The organism is Collinsella aerofaciens, from assembly GCF_015557435.1.
GTDB classification, from domain to species: domain Bacteria; phylum Actinomycetota; class Coriobacteriia; order Coriobacteriales; family Coriobacteriaceae; genus Collinsella; species Collinsella aerofaciens_Z.
In genome coordinates this window covers 24,081-41,695 of record NZ_JADNOH010000078.1, presented here as the reverse complement: position 1 = coordinate 41,695, position 17,615 = coordinate 24,081, and the positions used below count along the sequence as shown (strand labels likewise).

At 62.4% G+C, this 17,615-nt stretch carries 17 protein-coding genes; 6 read left to right on the top strand and 11 right to left on the bottom strand.

Going from position 1 to position 17,615, the window contains the following annotated elements; translation table 11 throughout:
- Positions 1-235: 235 nt before the first annotated feature.
- The 8 genes from I2G43_RS07560 to trxA all read right to left on the bottom strand — a co-directional run bounded on the left by I2G43_RS07560 (position 236) and on the right by trxA (position 7,627).
- A complete protein-coding gene (locus I2G43_RS07560; protein WP_195535688.1) occupies positions 236-904 on the bottom strand; it encodes an HAD family hydrolase in 669 nt (222 codons plus the stop codon).
- 126 nt (positions 905-1,030) lie between these two features.
- Positions 1,031-2,065 carry a hydrogenase expression/formation protein HypE gene (hypE, locus tag I2G43_RS07555; protein ID WP_195535687.1) on the bottom strand — a complete coding sequence of 345 codons (1,035 nt, stop codon included), beginning with the start codon at positions 2,063-2,065 and terminating at the stop codon, positions 1,031-1,033.
- A 29-nt stretch (positions 2,066-2,094) separates the two neighbouring features.
- A complete protein-coding gene (gene hypD, locus I2G43_RS07550) occupies positions 2,095-3,207 on the bottom strand; it encodes a hydrogenase formation protein HypD (RefSeq protein ID WP_195535686.1) in 1,113 nt (370 codons plus the stop codon).
- Positions 3,207-3,467, bottom strand: coding sequence for a HypC/HybG/HupF family hydrogenase formation chaperone (locus tag I2G43_RS07545; RefSeq protein WP_195535685.1), 261 nt, complete (start codon positions 3,465-3,467; stop codon positions 3,207-3,209). Before I2G43_RS07545 ends, hypD begins: the two co-directional genes overlap by 1 nt.
- Before the next feature lie 131 nt (positions 3,468-3,598).
- Positions 3,599-6,280 (bottom strand): carbamoyltransferase HypF, encoded by a 2,682-nt coding sequence (hypF, locus tag I2G43_RS07540; RefSeq protein WP_195535684.1) that lies wholly within the window; start codon positions 6,278-6,280, stop codon positions 3,599-3,601.
- 42 nt (positions 6,281-6,322) lie between these two features.
- On the bottom strand, positions 6,323-6,835 hold the full coding sequence (nikR, locus tag I2G43_RS07535) for a nickel-responsive transcriptional regulator NikR (RefSeq protein ID WP_118205863.1): 513 nt from the start codon (positions 6,833-6,835) through the stop codon (positions 6,323-6,325).
- A 1-nt stretch (position 6,836) separates the two neighbouring features.
- Positions 6,837-7,085, bottom strand: a complete 249-nt coding sequence (locus I2G43_RS07530) for a hypothetical protein (RefSeq protein ID WP_006235225.1) — start codon at positions 7,083-7,085, stop codon at positions 6,837-6,839.
- A gap of 221 nt (positions 7,086-7,306) precedes the next feature.
- Positions 7,307-7,627: a thioredoxin gene (trxA, locus tag I2G43_RS07525; protein WP_195535683.1), complete on the bottom strand. Its 321-nt coding sequence runs from the start codon at positions 7,625-7,627 to the stop codon at positions 7,307-7,309.
- 136 nt (positions 7,628-7,763) lie between these two features.
- Between trxA and I2G43_RS07520 the strand changes: the two genes are divergently transcribed.
- Positions 7,764-8,339, top strand: coding sequence for a hypothetical protein (locus I2G43_RS07520; RefSeq protein WP_195535682.1), 576 nt, complete (start codon positions 7,764-7,766; stop codon positions 8,337-8,339).
- Positions 8,340-8,413: 74 nt separating this feature from the next.
- Here I2G43_RS07520 and I2G43_RS07515 read toward each other — a convergent pair whose 3' ends face one another.
- Both I2G43_RS07515 and I2G43_RS07510 read right to left on the bottom strand, forming a co-directional pair.
- Positions 8,414-9,691 (bottom strand): GHKL domain-containing protein, encoded by a 1,278-nt coding sequence (locus I2G43_RS07515; RefSeq protein WP_195535681.1) that lies wholly within the window; start codon positions 9,689-9,691, stop codon positions 8,414-8,416.
- Positions 9,691-10,413, bottom strand: a complete 723-nt coding sequence (locus I2G43_RS07510; protein ID WP_117736749.1) for a LytR/AlgR family response regulator transcription factor — start codon at positions 10,411-10,413, stop codon at positions 9,691-9,693. The genes I2G43_RS07515 and I2G43_RS07510 overlap by 1 nt, the downstream gene beginning before the upstream one ends.
- A 292-nt stretch (positions 10,414-10,705) precedes the next feature.
- Here I2G43_RS07510 and nadA point away from each other — a divergent pair, with 292 nt between their 5' ends.
- From nadA to I2G43_RS07490, 4 genes are all read left to right on the top strand, one after another.
- The gene (gene nadA / locus I2G43_RS07505) at positions 10,706-11,731 is read left to right on the top strand and encodes a quinolinate synthase NadA (protein ID WP_195535680.1); all 1,026 of its coding nucleotides are present in this window, start codon (positions 10,706-10,708) and stop codon (positions 11,729-11,731) included.
- A gap of 79 nt (positions 11,732-11,810) precedes the next feature.
- Complete coding sequence (locus tag I2G43_RS07500; protein ID WP_229071695.1) at positions 11,811-13,163, top strand: FAD-binding protein; 1,353 nt, start codon at positions 11,811-11,813, stop codon at positions 13,161-13,163.
- 3 nt (positions 13,164-13,166) lie between these two features.
- Entirely contained in the window at positions 13,167-14,027 is an 861-nt protein-coding gene (nadC, locus tag I2G43_RS07495; RefSeq protein WP_195535679.1) for a carboxylating nicotinate-nucleotide diphosphorylase, read from the top strand.
- Positions 14,027-14,572 carry a transcription repressor NadR gene (locus I2G43_RS07490; RefSeq protein WP_117767179.1) on the top strand — a complete coding sequence of 182 codons (546 nt, stop codon included), beginning with the start codon at positions 14,027-14,029 and terminating at the stop codon, positions 14,570-14,572. Before nadC ends, I2G43_RS07490 begins: the two co-directional genes overlap by 1 nt.
- A gap of 235 nt (positions 14,573-14,807) precedes the next feature.
- Here I2G43_RS07490 and I2G43_RS07485 read toward each other — a convergent pair whose 3' ends face one another.
- Positions 14,808-14,993 (bottom strand): DUF362 domain-containing protein, encoded by a 186-nt coding sequence (locus tag I2G43_RS07485; protein WP_006235216.1) that lies wholly within the window; start codon positions 14,991-14,993, stop codon positions 14,808-14,810.
- Positions 14,994-15,721: 728 nt separating this feature from the next.
- On the opposite strand from I2G43_RS07485, the gene dnaK reads away from it, so the two are divergent.
- Positions 15,722-17,614 carry a molecular chaperone DnaK gene (gene dnaK / locus I2G43_RS07480; RefSeq protein ID WP_195535678.1) on the top strand — a complete coding sequence of 631 codons (1,893 nt, stop codon included), beginning with the start codon at positions 15,722-15,724 and terminating at the stop codon, positions 17,612-17,614.
- The last annotated feature ends 1 nt before the right edge of the window (position 17,615 follow it).

The window sequence follows — 17,615 nt, the reverse complement described above, 5'->3', positions numbered from 1 at the left end:
GGCATGACCAGAAGGTCTATGCCGTCCTCTTTTCATGCCAATTTGTTCGCTCTGGTGCCCGCTCGCTGTCCGTCCTCTACCTGTGGTGTCGCCATTGTTGAGGGGTAGCTAATTTGGGACGGGGCTCTTTTAGCTACCCCGTGCCCATCTAAGTTGCGGTGAAATAGGGACTGTTTGGGGCCAGTAGGCCGGCAACCAGTCCCTATTTCACCGCAACTTCTTTGTGGGCGGCTCGCTACTCGCCCAGGATCAGCGCGGCGAGCTCGTCCTGGGTGTCCACCACGTAGTCGGCGCCGGCGGCTTCGAGTTCTGCACGACCGCGGAAGCCCCAGGTGACGCCGGCGCTCTTAAGGCCGGCATTGTGACCGGTCAGAACATCGACATTGGAATCGCCCACGTAGAGTGTGGTTGCCGGGTCGGCCCCCAGCTCTTCCATCACATGCAGCGTGACGGGCGCCTCGGGCTTGGGCGGAAACGCGTCCACGCGGCCCTGTACCAGCGCAAAGCGCTCGGAGCCAAAGTACTTCTCGATAAGCGGAGCTGCAGAAATGTGATCCTTGTTGGTGAGCACGGCAAGCTGAACGCCCACGGCGCGCAGGCGGTCGAGCATTTCGATCGTACCGGCGTAGGGGGCAGTGTGGTCCTCCTTGTGCTCACCGTAATAAGCCCTAAACTCGGCAAGCGTTTGCTCAAACATGCGACCGTCGCCCGCATACTCGGCGGGCATAAAGCGCTCGACTAGTTTGAGCATACCGTTGCCCACCTTGTAGCGGTACTCGTCCACGGCAAACGTGGGCCAGCCGTGCACCTCGCAGGTATGGTTGCCGGCGGCCGCCAGGTCCTCGAGCGTGTTGAGGATGGTACCGTCCAAATCAAAGATCACATGGGAATATGCTGCTGCCATGGGTGCTCCCGCCGTTTGGGTTCTAGAACGCACCCCATGATACTTGGCTGGCGTGTCGGGCATGCTTGGAATCTGAACAACTTTGACTGCTGTGTATCGGGTCGCGCCGCCCGACCGCCTTTGCCGTTAGCAAATTCTCGGCAGTTGCTCGCCCACGAGCATGTCGAGAATGCGGGTCGAGCCCCAGCCGGTGCGTACGCGCACGGCGGGTCGGGCGCCTTCGGCAAGCGGCAACACGCGACCGATGATGGCGGCATTCTCGCCGTAACGTGCGGCGCGCATGGCCGCCAGCGCGGCATCGGCCTGCTCGGCCGGCACCACGGCGACCATCTTGCCCTCGTTCGCTACCTGCAACACGTCGTAGCCGAGCATCTCGCAGGCGGCCTGCACATCGGGGCGCACGGGCACGGTATCCTCGTCGACCTCCATAGCAACGTCGCTCGCCTGCGCAAACTCATTGAGCGTGGATGCCAGGCCGCCACGCGTGGGGTCGCGGAAGCAACGCGTGTCGGGGGCAGCGGCCAGCACGTCGGCAATCAGGTGGTTGAGGGGCGCGGCGTCGCTTTCGATGGTGCTGGAGAACGCCAAACCCTCGCGCTGGCTCATGATGGCGATGCCGTGGTCGCCCAGCGTGCCCGAGACCAGGATGACGTCGCCGGGCTGGCAGCTGGCGCCGCTGAGCGTCACGCCCGCGGGAACCTCGCCCACGCCGGCGGTGTTGATGTAGACGCCGTCGGCCCCGCCGCGCTCGACTACCTTGGTGTCGCCGGTGATGATTTTGACGCCCGCCTCGCGCGCCGTCTCGGCCATGGTCTGCACAATCTGGCGCAGTTTATCCATGGGATAGCCCTCTTCGAGGATAAAACCGCACGAAAGATAACGCACGTTGGCGCCCGAGGTCGCAACGTCGTTGACGGTTCCGCACACGGCGAGCCTGCCGATATTGCCGCCGGGGAAGAACTGCGGCGTCACCACAAAGCTGTCGGTCGACATGGCAATGCGCCCGCTCGCGGGCAGCGTGGCGACACCGGCGTCGTTGCCCTCGAGCAGCTCGGGCGACCCAAAGGCATCCAGAAAGACCTCGTCGATAATGCGCTTCATCATCTGCCCGCCGGAGCCGTGGCCCAGCAGGACAGTGCTATCGGTGACGCTATGGGACATATCGAAAACTCCAATCGAGGGTGTTTGGGCTAGTCATGATAACGATAATGTGCCGCGCAGCTGCCTTCAGAGCTCACCATGCACGGGCCAACAGGATGCTCGGGCGTGCAGGCGTGGCCGAAAAGTGGGCAGTCGCTCGGTGCGATGGCCCCGCGCAGCACGTCGCCGCAACGGCATCCGCGCGGCTCGACCGTCGGTTCAACGGGCACGTCATAGCGGGCGCCGGCGTCAAAACGCGAGAACTCGGGACGGATGGAAAGGCCCGAGGCGGCAATCGGTCCCAGCCCGCGCCACGTGGTATCGCACGGCTCAAACACCTGCTCGACCAGCTGGCGCGCCACGGGGTTGCCGTCCACGTTGACGCCGCGACGGTACGCGTTGTCGATCGCGGGCCGCCCCTCAACGACCATCTGCACCAGCATGCAGATGCCCTGCAGGATATCGACCGGCTCAAATCCGGTAACCACGCCCGGGGTCTTAAACTCGTCGACCAAAAAGCCAAAGGGCGCCAGGCCTGTGATGGTGGCGACATGGCCCGGCAGGATAAAGCCGTCGATGGTGGTCTCGGGGTCGTTGGCAATCGCGCGCAGTGCCGGCGGCGTGGTCTTGTGGGCACAGTAGACCGAGAAGTTCTGGAGCCCGCGCGCGTCTGCCTCCAAAATGGCGGCGGCGATGGTGGGCGTCGTGGTCTCAAAGCCCACGCCCATAAAGATGACCGGGCGGTCGGGGTTGTGCTCGGCAATATCGAGCGCGTCGAGCGGCGAGTAGACGATACGGATGTCGCGCCCGGCTGCCTTTTGCGCGGCAAGCGAGGTGGACGATCCGGGCACGCGCATCATGTCGCCAAAGGTGGTGATGATGGCGCCGTCCATGCTGGAAAGCGCGATTGCATGGTCGATGTCGCGGTTGGCGGTGACGCAGACGGGACAGCCCGGGCCGCTCAGCAATTTGAGCGCCACCGGCATAATGGAGCGAAAGCCATAGCGGCCGATGCTCACGGTGTGCGTGCCGCAGACTTCCATAAGGTTGATGGCGCGGTCGCCGACAAGCTCATGAATACGGTCGATGAGCTCGCGAGCGAGCTTGGGATCGCGAAATGCCGAAAAGTCGATACCGGAGCGAACCGGCTGCGCCGCCGCCACTAGTATGCCTCGGCCGGGTTGGTGGCGAGTTGGTCTTCTTCGACCAGCTCGGTCATGGTATTGACGAGCTCGAGCGTCTCTTGAGCTTCTTGCTCATCGACAATCTGGATGCCAAAGCCGGCGTGTACCAGAACATAGTCGCCTACCTGCGCCGTCGGCACGAGTCGCAGTGACACCGGGCGCTCGATGCCCATCATGTCGACGGTCGCCTTAAGGTCGTCGTCGCGTTTGACCACTTTACCGGGAACGGCAAGGCACATAATGTTTCCCTTTTATACGCTTTGCGCTGGATAGGCGCTTAATAATCCATCAGTTGATGGTAGCGCTCGCGGGGGTTGCGGGCAAACGCGTTACACCTGTGAGACGGCGGTGCATGGGCTGGCCAAACAGCCTACTGCGGTGTGATCTGCGCGAGCCGAGCGCGGGCGACCGCCGCCTGGCCGTAGGCGATGCAGCCATCGTTGACGGGCACGGTGCGGGGAACCAAGACAGTAAGCCCTGTGTCTTCAAGCTTACGGGTGAGGAGCCGAAGCAAAAGCCGGTTCATGAACACGCCGCCCGAGAGCACGACGGTGTCGATGCCTTCGCGGGCGCAGATTTCGCTTGCGATGCGGGCCGATGCACGCGCGATGGCGATATGGAAGCCGAGTGCGAGCTTGTCGGCCGGCGTGCCGGCCTCGATTCCACTCAAAAGCGCCTCGAAAAATGTTCTTTGGTCCAAAACGAGGGAGCTATTCGAGGCCGCCTGGACAGTTAGTTCAGATACGTTTTTTTTAGAGTGGTTCTGGGTGGCAAAAGTCGTCTGCGAGGACTCCAAATGGGTCGATTTTGGGCCTGCACCGGGCATGCTTGCCGCAAACGGGGTGTCTGGAGAGCCTTTTTTGGCCAAATTCGAGTCAAAAATGTCGGATAGGGGGTCTGTAGTTAATACGTATCTGAACAAACTGTCCAGCGATGTTGAGGCGGATGCGGATACACCCGCCTGATTGCCAGCGAAACGGCTGATTTCTCCGTCAAGTGCGCGCCAAGCGGCGGCCTCGAGCTCGATGGCGGGTTCACCCTCGTAGGTTGCAGTGCCGCAGATGCCCAAGATTGCCGCCGCGGCGTCAAACGAGCGGCCCATGCTGCTCGTTCGCGGGCTGTTGATGTTTCGCTTGATCATCGTGGTCGTGATACTGCGCGTCTGCTCATCGAGGCTGCTCAGGATCCCCGCGGCACCCGGGTGCTCGAGCAGACCGAGCTCGCTCAGCAGGGCAAAGGCATTGCGCCGGGCATCGCGCACGGATGCGGCGCCGCCGGGGAGTGCCCAGGTACGCAGATGTGCGGCGCGCTTAAAATCGGCAAGGCCGGCGACAAGAAACTCACCGCCCCAAATGGTTCCATCGGTGCCGGCGCCCGTGCCATCGAAGGCGATACCCAGAACGCGCGCATCGGGTGCAAGCTGCCCTGTAGCGATGGCTTCTGCTATCACGCTTGCGATATGCGCATGATGATGCTGAACCTCGACAAGTGGCAGATTGCGTTCCTGCGCCTGCTCGCGTGCCCACTGGCTCGATAGGTAACTGGGGTGCAGGTCGCAGGCCAGCGCGGCAGGCGCCAGGTCAAAAAGGTCTTCCAGGCGCGCACGCGCGGCGTTCCACGCATCGAAAGTCGCGCCGTTTTCGACATCGCCGATATGCTGCGACATAAAACAGGTCGACGCTCCGCTCGCGTCCTCGCGTGTGAGCGCGATCGTGGCCTTTTGCTGCGGGCCGCAGGCGAGTACACAAGGCGCGGCGCTGGCGAGTGCCGGCAACGGCAACGGCTGCGGGGCGTACCCGCGAGCGCGGCGCACGGGCATAACGGCACCGTCGACCACACGTACTACGGAGTCGTCGTAGCGAGAGAGGATCGCGCGGTCATTGCCGAGCAGTGCGTCGGCGATGCCGGCGGCAACGAGGTGTTTCCAGGCAAGATCGTCGTCGGTCTCGATAGGCTCTTCGCTCAGGTTTCCGCTGGTCATGACGAGCGCGTGCATACCGCGGGCTTCTGCCGCGGCAAGCAACAGATGCTGAAGCGGGGTGTAGGGGAGCATAACACCGAGCTCTGGAAGGTCGTGCGCGACGGACGGCGCGAGCGCGAGGGCGTCGGGGGAGCCGCCGCTCTCGCAAGCAGCACGTCGGCGCAGCAGCACAATGGGGCGAATGCTGCCGGCCAGCAAGCCGCGTGCAACGTCGTTGACATGGCACAGGCGTTCAGCGTCGGCAAGGTCGCGTACCATAACGGCAAGCGGTTTGTTGCTGCGGCGTTTGCGGCGGCGAAGCTCGGCTACCGCCTGCTCGTTGGAGGCGTCGCATGCCAAGTGAAATCCGCCCAGACCCTTGATGGCGACGATACCGCCACCGGCCAGCAGCTCAACACAGCGGTCGATAATGGCGTCGCTGGTCTCGCGCGTGGTGCCGACGGCCGGCAACGCGGCGGCTTCGCCCGGCTCATCGCCCACGCTCGCTTCGCGCCACATGATATGCGGCCCGCAATCAAAGCAGGCATCGGGCTGCGCGTGAAAACGCCGGTCGAGTGGGTCGGCATACTCCGCGGCACACTCAGGACACATAGGAAAACAATTCATCGACGTGGCCGCTCGGTCATAAGGCAGCGACCGGATGATGGTAAAGCGCGGTCCGCAGTTGGTACAGTTGATAAAAGGGTAGTGATAGCGCCGATCGGCGGGGTCGAACAACTCGCGCAGACAATCATCGCAGGTGGCGATATCGGGCGAGACGAGCGTCGTGTGCGCGGTCTGGTCCTGCGATGCTACGATGCGAAAACCCTGTTCATTGGCGGTATCCCAACCGTGGGCTGCCAGGTCCACAACCTCGACATACTCTACGCGGGCTGCCGCAGGCGCATGCTCAGAAAGCGCGGCAACAAAAGCATCGAGCGCATCGGCCGGAGCGTGCGCCTCGATATGCACGCCGTCGCCCGCGTTGAGCACCCATCCGCAAATGCCATGCGCCATGGCCTCGCGATACACAAACGGCCGCATGCCAACGCCCTGCACAATGCCCGTTACATGAATATGCACATGTCGCATGCGACACCCCTCATCAAAACCGACCAAATAGGGACAGGTGCGCTACAGTCCCAGGCTCTGCTTGGTGGCGGCGCACGTGAGCTCGCCGTGCTTAACGCCGCGCAGGCCCAGCAGACGGTCGGCCAGCTCGTAGACGCGCTCGCCGCGACCCTTGAGCGCCAGAATCTCTAAGCAGTTGTGGTGATCCAGATGCACGTGCATGGTCGATACGATTTCGTCGGTGTAGTCGTGCTGCACTTCGTCCAGACGGCGCGTCAGGTCGCCGGTATGGTGGTCGTAGATCATGGTGAGCGACCCGATAACATGCTCATCGGGCGTGCGCATCTGCTCCTTGGCGATCGAGGCGCGAATCAGGTCGCGCACGGCCTCGGAGCGGTTGGCCACGTCGCCGCGGCGCGCGATCTGTTCGTCAAAACGGCGCAGCAGGTCGTCCGGTGCGGTAACCGAAAAGCGGACCAGCTCGGAGCCGGAGCCACTACAGTGGCAGCCTGCGTCACCGTCCGCCCCGTGCGGATGCTCGTGCTCGTACCCGCAGCCGTGCTCGTGTTCGGCCACGTTACACCAGCTTCACGGAGCCGACGGAGTTGTGGTCGGCCTCGATGGCCTCTTCGTAGCCCTCGAGTGCGTCGTGGGCCTCGTGCAGCGCGGCCATGGCTGCCTCGAGCTTGGCGCCGATGCGCTCCATGTCAAAATTCTCGGTCGCATGCAGCAACTGATGGCTCCACTCGTGAGCGAGCTCGATGGTGTCGTCGACCTGCTTGACGCTCATGGCAAGCTGGCTCATGTTCATTCCAACATCATGCATGGGAAATCTCCTTGTGTGGACGGTAATCCAGTGATTCAGATTTTACTACGCCCGCTCTGCGCGCCGCTGCATAAGAAAACGGGTGCGAGTCTGTGCGACTCGCACCCGTTCACTGGGGGCTGTTTGTAACTACCATACTATCCATGGTCGCACGCGCCGCACCCGGCAGTCCGGCGAGCGGTGCAAAACCGCTCATGGACGGCGGGTAAGTAACAAGCGTATTACAGATGCTTCTCCAGCAGCGCCTGCAGCCTCGCCTTGGGCAGAGCGCCAACCGAGCGGTCAATCTCTTCGCCGTTCTTAAACACAATCAGCGTGGGGATGCTCATGACGCCATACTTCATGGCCAGGTCCTGGTTGTCGTCGACGTTGCATTTGGCAACGGCAAGCTTGCCCGCCAGCTCATCGGCAACCTCGTCAACGATGGGCGAGAGCGATCGGCAGGGCCCGCACCACGGTGCCCAAAAATCGACCAGCACGGGCAGGCTGCCGTTAACGATGGAATCGAAGTTCTCGGGGGTAATCTGCTTAATGTCAGCCATGGTGACCTCCATAATGTGACGCGGCTCAGCCGCGTAAAACTCAGTACGACCGTGCTTATACCCAGCCGCCCGCAAAGCAACCACTCGCGGGCAGCTCTTTTATATAATGGTGGGCACGCAAACGATTGGAGAGCGCATGTCCACGTCACAAAGCCAGAAAAAAGAAGCCATCGCCCAGGCGGCCGAGCAGGAGCTCACATCGCTTGCGGTCCGTGGCGTGCGCATCGTGGGCAACGCGTGCTCGCCGATCGTGCTGGTCAAAGGCGATTTGGACGAGGCCGAGCGTTCGGGTGGCGAGCTTGCCGCCGGCCCGGATGGCGCGGCGTTGCGCAAGGCGCTTGGGGCCATCGGCTACGCGCCCGAGGATTTTTGCGTGCTGGCAAGCGTCGCCGGCGCAGGCGACGGAGCGGTCGCGGCGGGCGAGACTCTGCCGTGCGAGCTGTTCCGCGAGGCACTTGAGGCCTTGGACCCCGAGGCGGTGCTACTGCTCGACAACAACGCGGCCGATGCCATGCGCGAGACCTACGCCGATATGCTCGTGGCGATCGATGACTTCGACACCGCCATGCTCAAGCCCGGCCTGGTCGCCCATGTGCAGGGCCGCCGCGTGCTCGCGCTCGACGGCTTTGAGGCGGCACTCACCGACAAGGCCGCTAAGCAGCGCATGTGGGCCTACATTAAGCAGCTGACCCCGGCGGCCGCGCCGCTGTAGCGAGCCCGCGTCGACAAACGACCCCGAGCGGGCGAGCCGTACCCGCGGAACGCAAATCCGTCGCGCCCGCGCCCTTACATCACAGCGCGCAGCTCAAACCGATCGCCGTTAATGCGGAACTGGCAGTTGCCGTTCATGCGCTCCACGGCAAGTTTGATGCTCTTGGTTCCAAAGCCGTGGCCCGCATGCCGGGTCACGGGCATGCCGTCGACCATGCGCGGCGCGCGGTCAAACGTGTTGGAAACTAACAGCAACAGCTGGCCGTCCTCAAGTCGCAGGTCAAGGTCGACGAATCGCTTTCCTTGGGGTGCGGCGCTTGCGGCGGTGATAGCGTTTTCCAAGGCATTTGAGAGCACGCTAAACAGGTCGGCGTCACCTACGTGGACGGTTTCGGGTACGGCGGCGCGCAGGTTGGCGGTAATGCCGTTTCTATTGATATCTGAGTTGAATGACGAAAGCGCGATGTTTACGGTCTCGTTGGCGCAGAAGCGGCGTACGGCGGTGCGGTCGCCGGCTTCGCAGAGCTCATCGATGCGTTTGAGCGCCTCGTCGGTGTGGCCCTCCTCAATTAAAGTGGCCAGGCCGCGTAGGAAGTGGCGCATATCGTGGCGAAGAATCGACAGCTCGCGCCCAGATTGACGCCAAGCCTCGAGCTCTTTGATGGCGGCGCTGTCGCGGGTTTCGAGCATCCAACGCTCTCGCTCGGCGGTTTCCTTTTCTTCGTATTCGCGCAGGTAAACGGCAAGAAACATAAGATAGAAGGCACAGAGCGCAAATGCCAAAAACTCAACTGTCACCACCGAGCCCGAGTGGAACAGCGTGGTGTAGACGTTGGTGGCGTAGTCAAAGATGTAATAGACGAGCGGCAGGATTAAAAGGATGCCCAGCTCGGTGGGGCTTTTAATCGCCAGGCGGGGTCCAATGTCGCCGGCCCAATGCAGCAGGACGGCAAAGACGCCGAGCGTGGTAGCGATGCGTGCCAGATAGTACGCGATCTGCGAATCGGTTGCGGCAAATGCGGCGATGCCCATCCAATTGCTGAACTGGCAGCTCAGATAGGCGCTGGTGACGCCCAACGTCGCGAGTAGCGGACTCAAGTGGTAGCGCGCGCATAGGTAGACGGTAAGCGGCAAGTGCACGACGAGCGGATAGACCTGACGGGCAAAAAGCTCTCCGCCAACGACATTGGCGATCGAAAAGGCAGCGCCGGTTGCGGCTCCGACCCCCACCAACTCGAGTGCATGGCGTCGATTGATTTCGATACCGCACAGCGCCGCCGAGGCAAAGACGCCAAAGAGCAGCGTCGTGGCGTGGTGGATTGCCCAAAGGGCCATTTCGACCGAGGAGATCATCAGCGCCTCCCGCCCTCAAAGCGCACCGCAAAGTAGGCGTCTTGGAACCCCTGCTTGCTGCTGCGCGACAGCGGAATGCACGCGCCGGAGCGCATGACGATGTCCGTGCGATCGAAGTGGTCGATGTTGCGCAAGTTGACCTGGTAGCTACGGTGGCATTTAAAGAAGGTGGCATTTTGCACCAAACGGTCCTCGACGCTGCGGAACGACTCGAGTGCCTCGATATCGCGTCCGTCGCGCAGGTGGAAGACCACGTGCTTGTTGCGCGCCTCGGCATATTCGATGTCGGACAGGCGCAGGGCGTGGTAGCCAAAGGACGTTTTGATCACGAGCTCGTCGGTTGCCGCCGGGCGCATGCTCGAAAGTTCGTCGAGTAACTGCGCCAGGCGTTCGTAAGTCACGGGCTTGAGCAGATAGTCGAAGGCGCGGACCTCGTAGGACTCCAGTGCAAACTCGGGCGACGAGGTAAGGAACACCAGGCGCACGGCGGTGTCGGCCTGGCGCAATTCGCGTGCGGTGTCCATGCCGTTGACGAGCGGCATGATCATGTCGAGCAGGATGATGTCGGCGCGCGACGCGGCATGGCGCGCCAGCAGGTCCTCGCCGCGCGTGACGAGCGCAACATCGACCGCCGTGCCCGTCTCGATCGACCAACGGTCGATCATCCGGTGCAGTCTATCTAGAAAAGCGACGTCATCGTCGCAGGCAATAATCTTGAGCATTCTGAGCCCCCTTAGTAGTTCGATTTTGCCACATTGGGCGCGGACCACTCGCGGGGGAGCGCCCGTTCGTGCCTCACGGTGCGCAACTCGCGCCGAGCGGTATTGCGGTGGCGAAAGATGCCTCCTGCGCTATCGAGAGCTCGGCTATCCTCAGCTTGCCAGTTCGAATATGGACTTGCCGCATGGTCGAATCTTTATTTCAACTTTACACCTAGGTTTACAGCTGTCTTGTCAGCTGTAAACCTAGGTGTCATACTAAAGCCCCAAGATTCGCCAAAAGAGAGGGGCCTTGATGGCACAGAGCGCGAACATGGATGCGTCGGAGCTTGCACGCGATATCGCGGCCGGCCTAGCATCGGCAACGACGGCAACGGAGCGCGCGGCACTGGTGCCCGCAGAGCTCGTCGAGGCCATTCAGCAACTTAAAACCCAACGCGACGCGGTGATCCTGGCGCACTATTACGTGGCGCCCGAGGTTCAGGCTGTTGCCGATTACGTCGGCGACAGCTTCTACCTGGCAAAGCTTGCCAAGAGCCTGCCGCAGCAGACCATCGTGCTGTGCGGCGTGGAGTTTATGGGCGAGAGCGCCAAGCTGCTCAATCCCACCAAGACCGTGCTGCTGCCCGAGCCGGGCGCGGACTGTCCCATGGCGCACATGGTCAAGCGCGAGACGGTCGATGCGGCGCGCGCCGAGTACGGCGACGACCTGGCCGTGGTCTGCTACGTCAACTCCACGGTCGAGATCAAGAGCTGGAGTGACGTGTGCGTTACCAGCTCAAACGCCGTCAAGATCGTCTCCGAGCTGCCGCAGCAGCACATCTTGTTCATTCCCGACCAGAACCTGGGCCGCTTCGTAGCCGAGCAGGTGCCGCAAAAGCACGTCATCCTCAACAACGGTTACTGCCCGCGCCATCACATCATCACCGTCGAGCAGATTGTCGACACGACGGAGGCCCACCCCGACGCGCTCGTGCTGGCGCATCCTGAGTGCAAGGCCGACGTCCTGGCTGAGGCCGACTACATCGGCTCTACCGCCGGCATCATCAAGTATGCCGAGGAGTCCGACGCGAGCGAGTTCATTATCGTGACGGTCCGCGGCGTGCTCTACGAGCTCGAGCGCCGCTGCCAGGGCACCGGCAAGAAGTTCTACTTCCCTGCGGTGCAGCCCACCTGCGTCAACATGGATCTCATCACGCTCGAAAAGCTCGTGCGCTGCCTGGAGACGGGCGAGGGCGAGGTGCAGATCGGCGTGTCGGACGAGGCCGCCGACCAGGCCAAGCTCACGCTCGACCGCATGCTTGAGTACGCGGCGCGCTAAGCCAATGTGACATGAGGGGCATCCCTTATGCCACATTACAAGGGAGAGGATTCCTGTGGAAACCAAACAATACCCCGATATGGAGTGCGACGTCGTCATTGCCGGTTGCGGCGTGGCAGGCCTGTATGCGGCTCTCAATCTGCCGACGAGCACGCGCGTGATCATGCTCTCCAAGGGCGCGGTCGACGAGTGCGACTCGATGCTCGCGCAGGGCGGCATCTGCGTACTGCCCGAGGGTTCTGACTACGATGCCTTCTTTGAGGACACCATGCGCGCCGGCCATTACGAGAACCGCCGCGAGAGCGTCGACATCATGATCCGCTCGAGCCGCTCGGTCATCAACGACCTGCTGGCCATGGGCGTGGACTTTGAGCGCAAGGCCGACGGCAGCCTCGACTTTACCCGCGAGGGCGCGCACAGCCGCCCGCGCATCGCCTTCCATGCCGATATTACGGGTAAGGAGATTACGACCAAGCTGCTCCAAGCTGTCCGCAAGCTGGACAACGTGCAGATTCTCGAACACGTTGCCATGACCGACATCCTGGCCACCGAGCGCGATGGCGCCACGGTGTGCACCGGCGTCGTCGCTGTCGCCGTGGACGAGGACGATTCAGCTCGCCCCGCCGACGAGCTGACAAATGCCGCCGAGGGCGTGCATGCCGGCGAGCCGTTTAAGATCCATGCCCGCCACACGCTGTGGGCGACGGGCGGCATCGGCGGCGTATACGACCATTCGACTAACTACCCCCAGCTCACGGGTGATGCCTGCTACATCGCTCAGGAACATGGCATTAAGATGGAGCACCTGGACTACGTGCAGATTCACCCCACGGGGCTGTTCTCGCCGCAGCCGGGCCGCACCTTCCTGATCAGCGAGAGCTGTCGCGGCGAGGGCGCGATTTTGCTCAACGCCGCCGGCGAGCGCTTTACCGATGAGCTTCAGCCGCGCGATGTGGTCGCCGCCGCTATTCGCGGGCAGATGAAGCAGGACGGTACCGAGCACGAATGGCTGAGCTTTGCCCCCGTCGAGCGCGACGTGGTGACCGGGCACTTCGCCAACATTCGCGCACGCTGCCTGGAGGACGGACGCGACATCTTGGACGAGCCTATCCCCGTTACACCCACGCAGCACTACTTTATGGGCGGCGTGTGGGTCGACAAGGACGGCCGCACCTCGATGCCCGAGCTCTACGCCGCGGGCGAGACAGCCTGTAACGGCGTTCACGGCAAGAACCGCCTTGCATCAAACAGCCTGCTCGAGGCGCTGGTCTGGGGTCGCCGCGCTGCTTGGCGTATGCGCACCGGCGAGTCGCTGGCCGTGGAGCAGGTGGGCGATCCCGCGCTCGATGGCCGTCATCGCGTCCTAAGCGCCGACACCTTGGCAATCGATGATTTGGCCCGTGCCGCCGGCACGCAGGCCGCAGAGGAGTAGACCATGAATCCCATTACCATGAAGCTCGTCGTCGATGATCTGATCCTGCAGGCCCTGCGCGAGGACATTACGTTTGAGGACGTGAGTACGGCGAGCGTGTGCCCCACGGCGCGTCCCGCCACGGTGGAGCTTATCGCCAAGGCCGACGGCATCATCGCCGGTCTGGACGTGTTCGCTCGCACCTTTGAGCTGCTGGATCCGCAGAGCTCGGTGCTCTTTGATGTTGCCGACGGTGACGAGGTGCACGCCGGCGACCACGTGGGCCAAGTGCGCGGCGACGCGCGCGTGCTGCTTTCGGGCGAGCGCGTGGCGCTCAACTACCTGCAGCGCATGAGCGGTATCGCGACCTATACACATCAGATGGCTGCGGCGCTTGAGGGTACCAACACCGTGCTTGTCGACACGCGCAAGACCACGCCGGGCATGCGCGTCTTCGAGAAGGCCGCGGTCGAGATCGGCGGCGGCAGCAACCACCGCTACAACCTGTCGACGGCTGTCATGCTCAAGGACAACCATATCGACGCCGCCGGTGGTGTGACGCGTGCGATTGAGATGGCACGCGCCCACGCATCGTTTACCACGACGGTTGAGATTGAGTGCGAGAACCTGGACATGGTACGCGAGGCCGTGGAGGCCGGTGCCGACATCATCATGTTCGACAACATGACCCACGATGACATGGCTGCCGCGATTGAGCTTATCGCCGGCCGCGCCAAGACCGAGTGCTCGGGCAATGTGGACGCCAGCAATATTCGCGCCCTGGCCGATCTGGGCGTCGACTTTATTAGCTCGGGCGCGCTGACACACTCCGCCCCGATCCTCGACCTCTCGCTTAAGCACCTGCGTCTGCTGGACGGTAAATAATGAACGCCCGCGAGCGCCGTCGTGCCATCATGGGCGTGCTCGAGGGAGCCAGGGAGCCCGTTTCGGGCAGCGCACTTGCCCGCGAGGTTGGCGTGAGCCGCCAGGTCGTGGTTCAGGATATTGCCCTGTTGCGCGCCGATGGGCACGATGTCGTGGCAACCAACCGTGGCTATGTGCTGCAGGAGGCCCCCAGCAGCCCCGCCGTGCCCACGCGCTTGGTCAAGGTTCGCCACAGCGTGGAGCAGGCAGGCGATGAGCTCACGAGTATCGTCGACGCCGGCGGCGCCGTGCTCAACGTGATCGTCAATCACCGCGTGTACGGTAAGATCACGGCCGACCTGGACATCCGCAACCGCCGCGATGTCGAGCGCTACCTAGAGGGCATCGCCAGCGGCAAGAGCTTCCCGCTGCTGACGGTGACCAGCGGCTACCACTTCCATCGCATCGCCGCGGAAGACGAGCAGACCCTCGACGAGATCGAGGCCATACTCAAGGAGAAGGGCTACCTTGCCGATTTAATGCCCTACGAGGACGATCTATCGTAGCCGATGCTGCAAACGTCCCTAAGCGGCAATCTGACGTTCAATTGTCGGTCGCGTACAAAAGTACGCTTCCCTCCTCTTTCACGTCACCTTGCTCGCCTAGGGACGTTTTCGCTGACGTGAGCTCAACCTGCGATGGTGCCTAATTGGTTATCCGCACAAAAAAGGAGGCCTCCGCGGCGATGCGGAGGCCTCTTTTTTGCACGGTGTACTTGTGAGTGTGCAAGTGGGGGAGTTGTTACTCCTCGACGATCTCGGTGATCGCGCCAGCGGGGCAAGCGTCCTGGCAAGCGCCACAGGCGACGCAGGAGTCCTCGTCAGCGACGGTAGCGACGTCCTGGAGCTCCAGAACGCCAGCGGGGCAGGAGTCGACGCAAACGCCACAAGCGATGCACTCGTCGGCATCAATTACGGGATGAGCCATGGTAGTTTCCTCTCTGTTGACCGACGCTACAGGCGATGTGCGTCGGTTTGATTCGGGCAAAAACATACCACGGCAGCGACCGTTTGCAATACCCTCTGACCGGCATCTTCATACCGTTCGCCGAGTATGCCACGGCTTACTAAAAAACACGCAGGTGGGGCCGTTGAGCTGCGCAAATGTTAGCTAAAGGTGACTTGAAATAAAGGGCAATTGAGCACGCTTACGGAAAGCGCGACCCGGAATTGACGCTCAGACTGGGACGCGCTTTCCCGATGGACGTCTAGCGGAAACTATGTCCCAGAATTCGCTCTCAAAACGGGATGCAGTTTCCAGTTGAGCGCTCCGCGGGAAACTGCGTCCCGGAATCTACGCTCAAACTGGGCTGCATTTTCCGGTTGAGCCTTCTGGCGGAAACTACATCCCGGAATCGGCTTCCAAACCGGGTCGCGCTTTCCCCGGGGCCGCCCCAGAGCCTCCTGCGCGACTCCAAGCTCAAACCTCAGTCAACTCTACATAGATCTCAATAGATCTGCCGAGAACTCAATCAGCGCATCTACCTGCACATTTAAGAACCTAAACTCTCAGCAATAAGAAATCTTATATGAATTGACTTAGATTTTGTATATTCCGGCCCATAAGGGGATACACTACATCCTGAAAGACAAGCCGAAACACCGCTCGGCAGACCGCCGAGTCGGTGCAAACGCACAAGAGAGAGGGAATTTCTAATGGGCAAGATTCTTGGCATCGACCTTGGTACTACTAACTCCGCTATGGCCGTCCTCGAGGGCGGTTCTCCGACCATCATCGTGAACGCCGAGGGCGACCGCACCACCCCGTCCGTCGTTGGCTTCCGTGCCGACGGCGACCGCGTCGTGGGCAAGGCTGCTAAGAACCAGGCGGTCACCAACCCCAAGAACACCGTGTTCTCCATCAAGCGCTTCATGGGCCGCAAGTACTCTGAGTGCACCTCCGAGCTCAAGACCGTGCCGTATGAGGTCAAGGAGGGCCAGGGTGGCCGTGCCGTCGTCAACATCGAGGGCAAGGATTACACCGCCGAGCAGGTGAGCGCCATGGTGCTCGCCAAGATGAAGGCCGACGCCGAGAAGTATCTGGGCGAGACCGTCACCGACGCCGTCATCACCGTCCCTGCCTACTTCAACGACGCCCAGCGTCAGGCCACCAAGGACGCCGGTAAGATCGCCGGCCTCAACGTCAAGCGTATCGTCAACGAGCCGACCGCTGCTGCTCTGGCCTATGGCCTGGACAAGCAGGGCTCCGACCAGCGCATCCTGGTCTTCGACCTGGGCGGCGGCACCTTCGACGTCTCTATCCTCGACCTCGCCGACGGCGTGTTTGAGGTTCTGTCCACCTCGGGCGACAACCACCTGGGTGGCGACGACTGGGACCAGCGCGTCATCGACTGGATGGCCGACAAGTTCCAGCAGGAGAACGGCGTCGACCTGCGTCAGGACCCCATGGCCCTGCAGCGTCTGAAGGAGGCCGCCGAGAACGCCAAGAAGGAGCTCTCCGCAGCCCAGCAGTCCACCATCAACCTGCCGTTCATCACCATGAACCAGTCCGGCCCGCTGCACCTCAACTACACGCTGACCCGCGCTGAGTTCGAGAAGATCACCCGCGACCTGCTCGAGCGCTGCAAGCAGCCTGTCACCAACGCCCTGCGCGACGCTAAGCTCAAGCTCTCTGATCTGACCGAGGTCATCCTCGTCGGCGGCTCCACCCGTATGCCCGCCGTTCAGGACCTGGTCAAGACCATGACCGGCAAGCAGCCCAACATGTCCGTGAACCCCGACGAGGTCGTTGCCGACGGCGCTGCCGTCCAGGGCGGCGTGCTCACCGGTGATGTTGAGGGCATCCTGCTGCTCGACGTGACCCCGCTGTCGCTGGGCGTCGAGACCATGGGCGGCATCATGACCAAGATGATCGACCGCAACACCACGATCCCGACCTCCAAGACCGAGGTCTACTCCACCGCTGCCGACAACCAGACCAGCGTCGAGATCAACGTGCTCCAGGGCGAGCGCGAGCTTGCCCGCGACAACAAGTCGCTCGGTAAGTTCCAGCTGACCGGCATCCCGGCTGCCCGCCGCGGCGTGCCGCAGATCGAGGTCACCTTCGACATCGACGCCAACGGTATCGTCAAGGTCTCCGCTAAGGACAAGGGCACCGGCAAGGAGCAGCAGATCACCATCTCCGGCTCCACCGCGCTTTCCGACGACGAAGTCGATCGCATGGTCAAGGACGCCGAGGCTCATGCTGAGGAGGACAAGAAGCAGAAGGAGGAGGTCGAGGTCCGCAACCAGACCGACAGCCTGTGCTACTCCACCGAGCAGACCCTCAACGAGCTGGGCGACAAGGTTTCCGCCGACGTGAAGTCCAAGGCCGAGGCCGCTATCGCCGACGCCAAGAAGGCGCTCGAGGGCTCTGACGTCGAGGCCATCAAGGCCGCCGGCGAGTCCCTGCAGTCTGTCGCCTACGAGCTGGCTCAGGTTGTCTATGCCGACGCTCAGCAGCAGACCGACGGCGCCGCCGGCGCCCAGCCTGCCGACGATGACGTCGTCGACGCCGACTACGAGGTTGTGGACGACGAGGACAAGTAAT

Excerpts from the sequence above, each read along its gene's own strand:
- I2G43_RS07560 (WP_195535688.1), bottom strand. The coding sequence starts at position 904 with ATGGCAGCAGCATATTCCCATGTGATCTTTGATTTGGACGGTACCATC.
- hypE (WP_195535687.1), bottom strand. The coding sequence starts at position 2,065 with ATGTCCCATAGCGTCACCGATAGCACTGTCCTGCTGGGCCACGGCTCC.
- I2G43_RS07545 (WP_195535685.1), bottom strand. The coding sequence starts at position 3,467 with ATGTGCCTTGCCGTTCCCGGTAAAGTGGTCAAACGCGACGACGACCTT.
- hypF (WP_195535684.1), bottom strand. The coding sequence starts at position 6,280 with ATGCGACATGTGCATATTCATGTAACGGGCATTGTGCAGGGCGTTGGC.
- I2G43_RS07530 (WP_006235225.1), bottom strand. The coding sequence starts at position 7,085 with ATGCATGATGTTGGAATGAACATGAGCCAGCTTGCCATGAGCGTCAAG.
- trxA (WP_195535683.1), bottom strand. The coding sequence starts at position 7,627 with ATGGCTGACATTAAGCAGATTACCCCCGAGAACTTCGATTCCATCGTT.
- I2G43_RS07520 (WP_195535682.1), top strand. The coding sequence starts at position 7,764 with ATGTCCACGTCACAAAGCCAGAAAAAAGAAGCCATCGCCCAGGCGGCC.
- I2G43_RS07515 (WP_195535681.1), bottom strand. The coding sequence starts at position 9,691 with ATGATCTCCTCGGTCGAAATGGCCCTTTGGGCAATCCACCACGCCACG.
- I2G43_RS07510 (WP_117736749.1), bottom strand. The coding sequence starts at position 10,413 with ATGCTCAAGATTATTGCCTGCGACGATGACGTCGCTTTTCTAGATAGA.
- nadA (WP_195535680.1), top strand. The coding sequence starts at position 10,706 with ATGGCACAGAGCGCGAACATGGATGCGTCGGAGCTTGCACGCGATATC.
- I2G43_RS07500 (WP_229071695.1), top strand. The coding sequence starts at position 11,811 with ATGGAGTGCGACGTCGTCATTGCCGGTTGCGGCGTGGCAGGCCTGTAT.
- nadC (WP_195535679.1), top strand. The coding sequence starts at position 13,167 with ATGAATCCCATTACCATGAAGCTCGTCGTCGATGATCTGATCCTGCAG.
- I2G43_RS07490 (WP_117767179.1), top strand. The coding sequence starts at position 14,027 with ATGAACGCCCGCGAGCGCCGTCGTGCCATCATGGGCGTGCTCGAGGGA.
- I2G43_RS07485 (WP_006235216.1), bottom strand. The coding sequence starts at position 14,993 with ATGGCTCATCCCGTAATTGATGCCGACGAGTGCATCGCTTGTGGCGTT.
- dnaK (WP_195535678.1), top strand. The coding sequence starts at position 15,722 with ATGGGCAAGATTCTTGGCATCGACCTTGGTACTACTAACTCCGCTATG.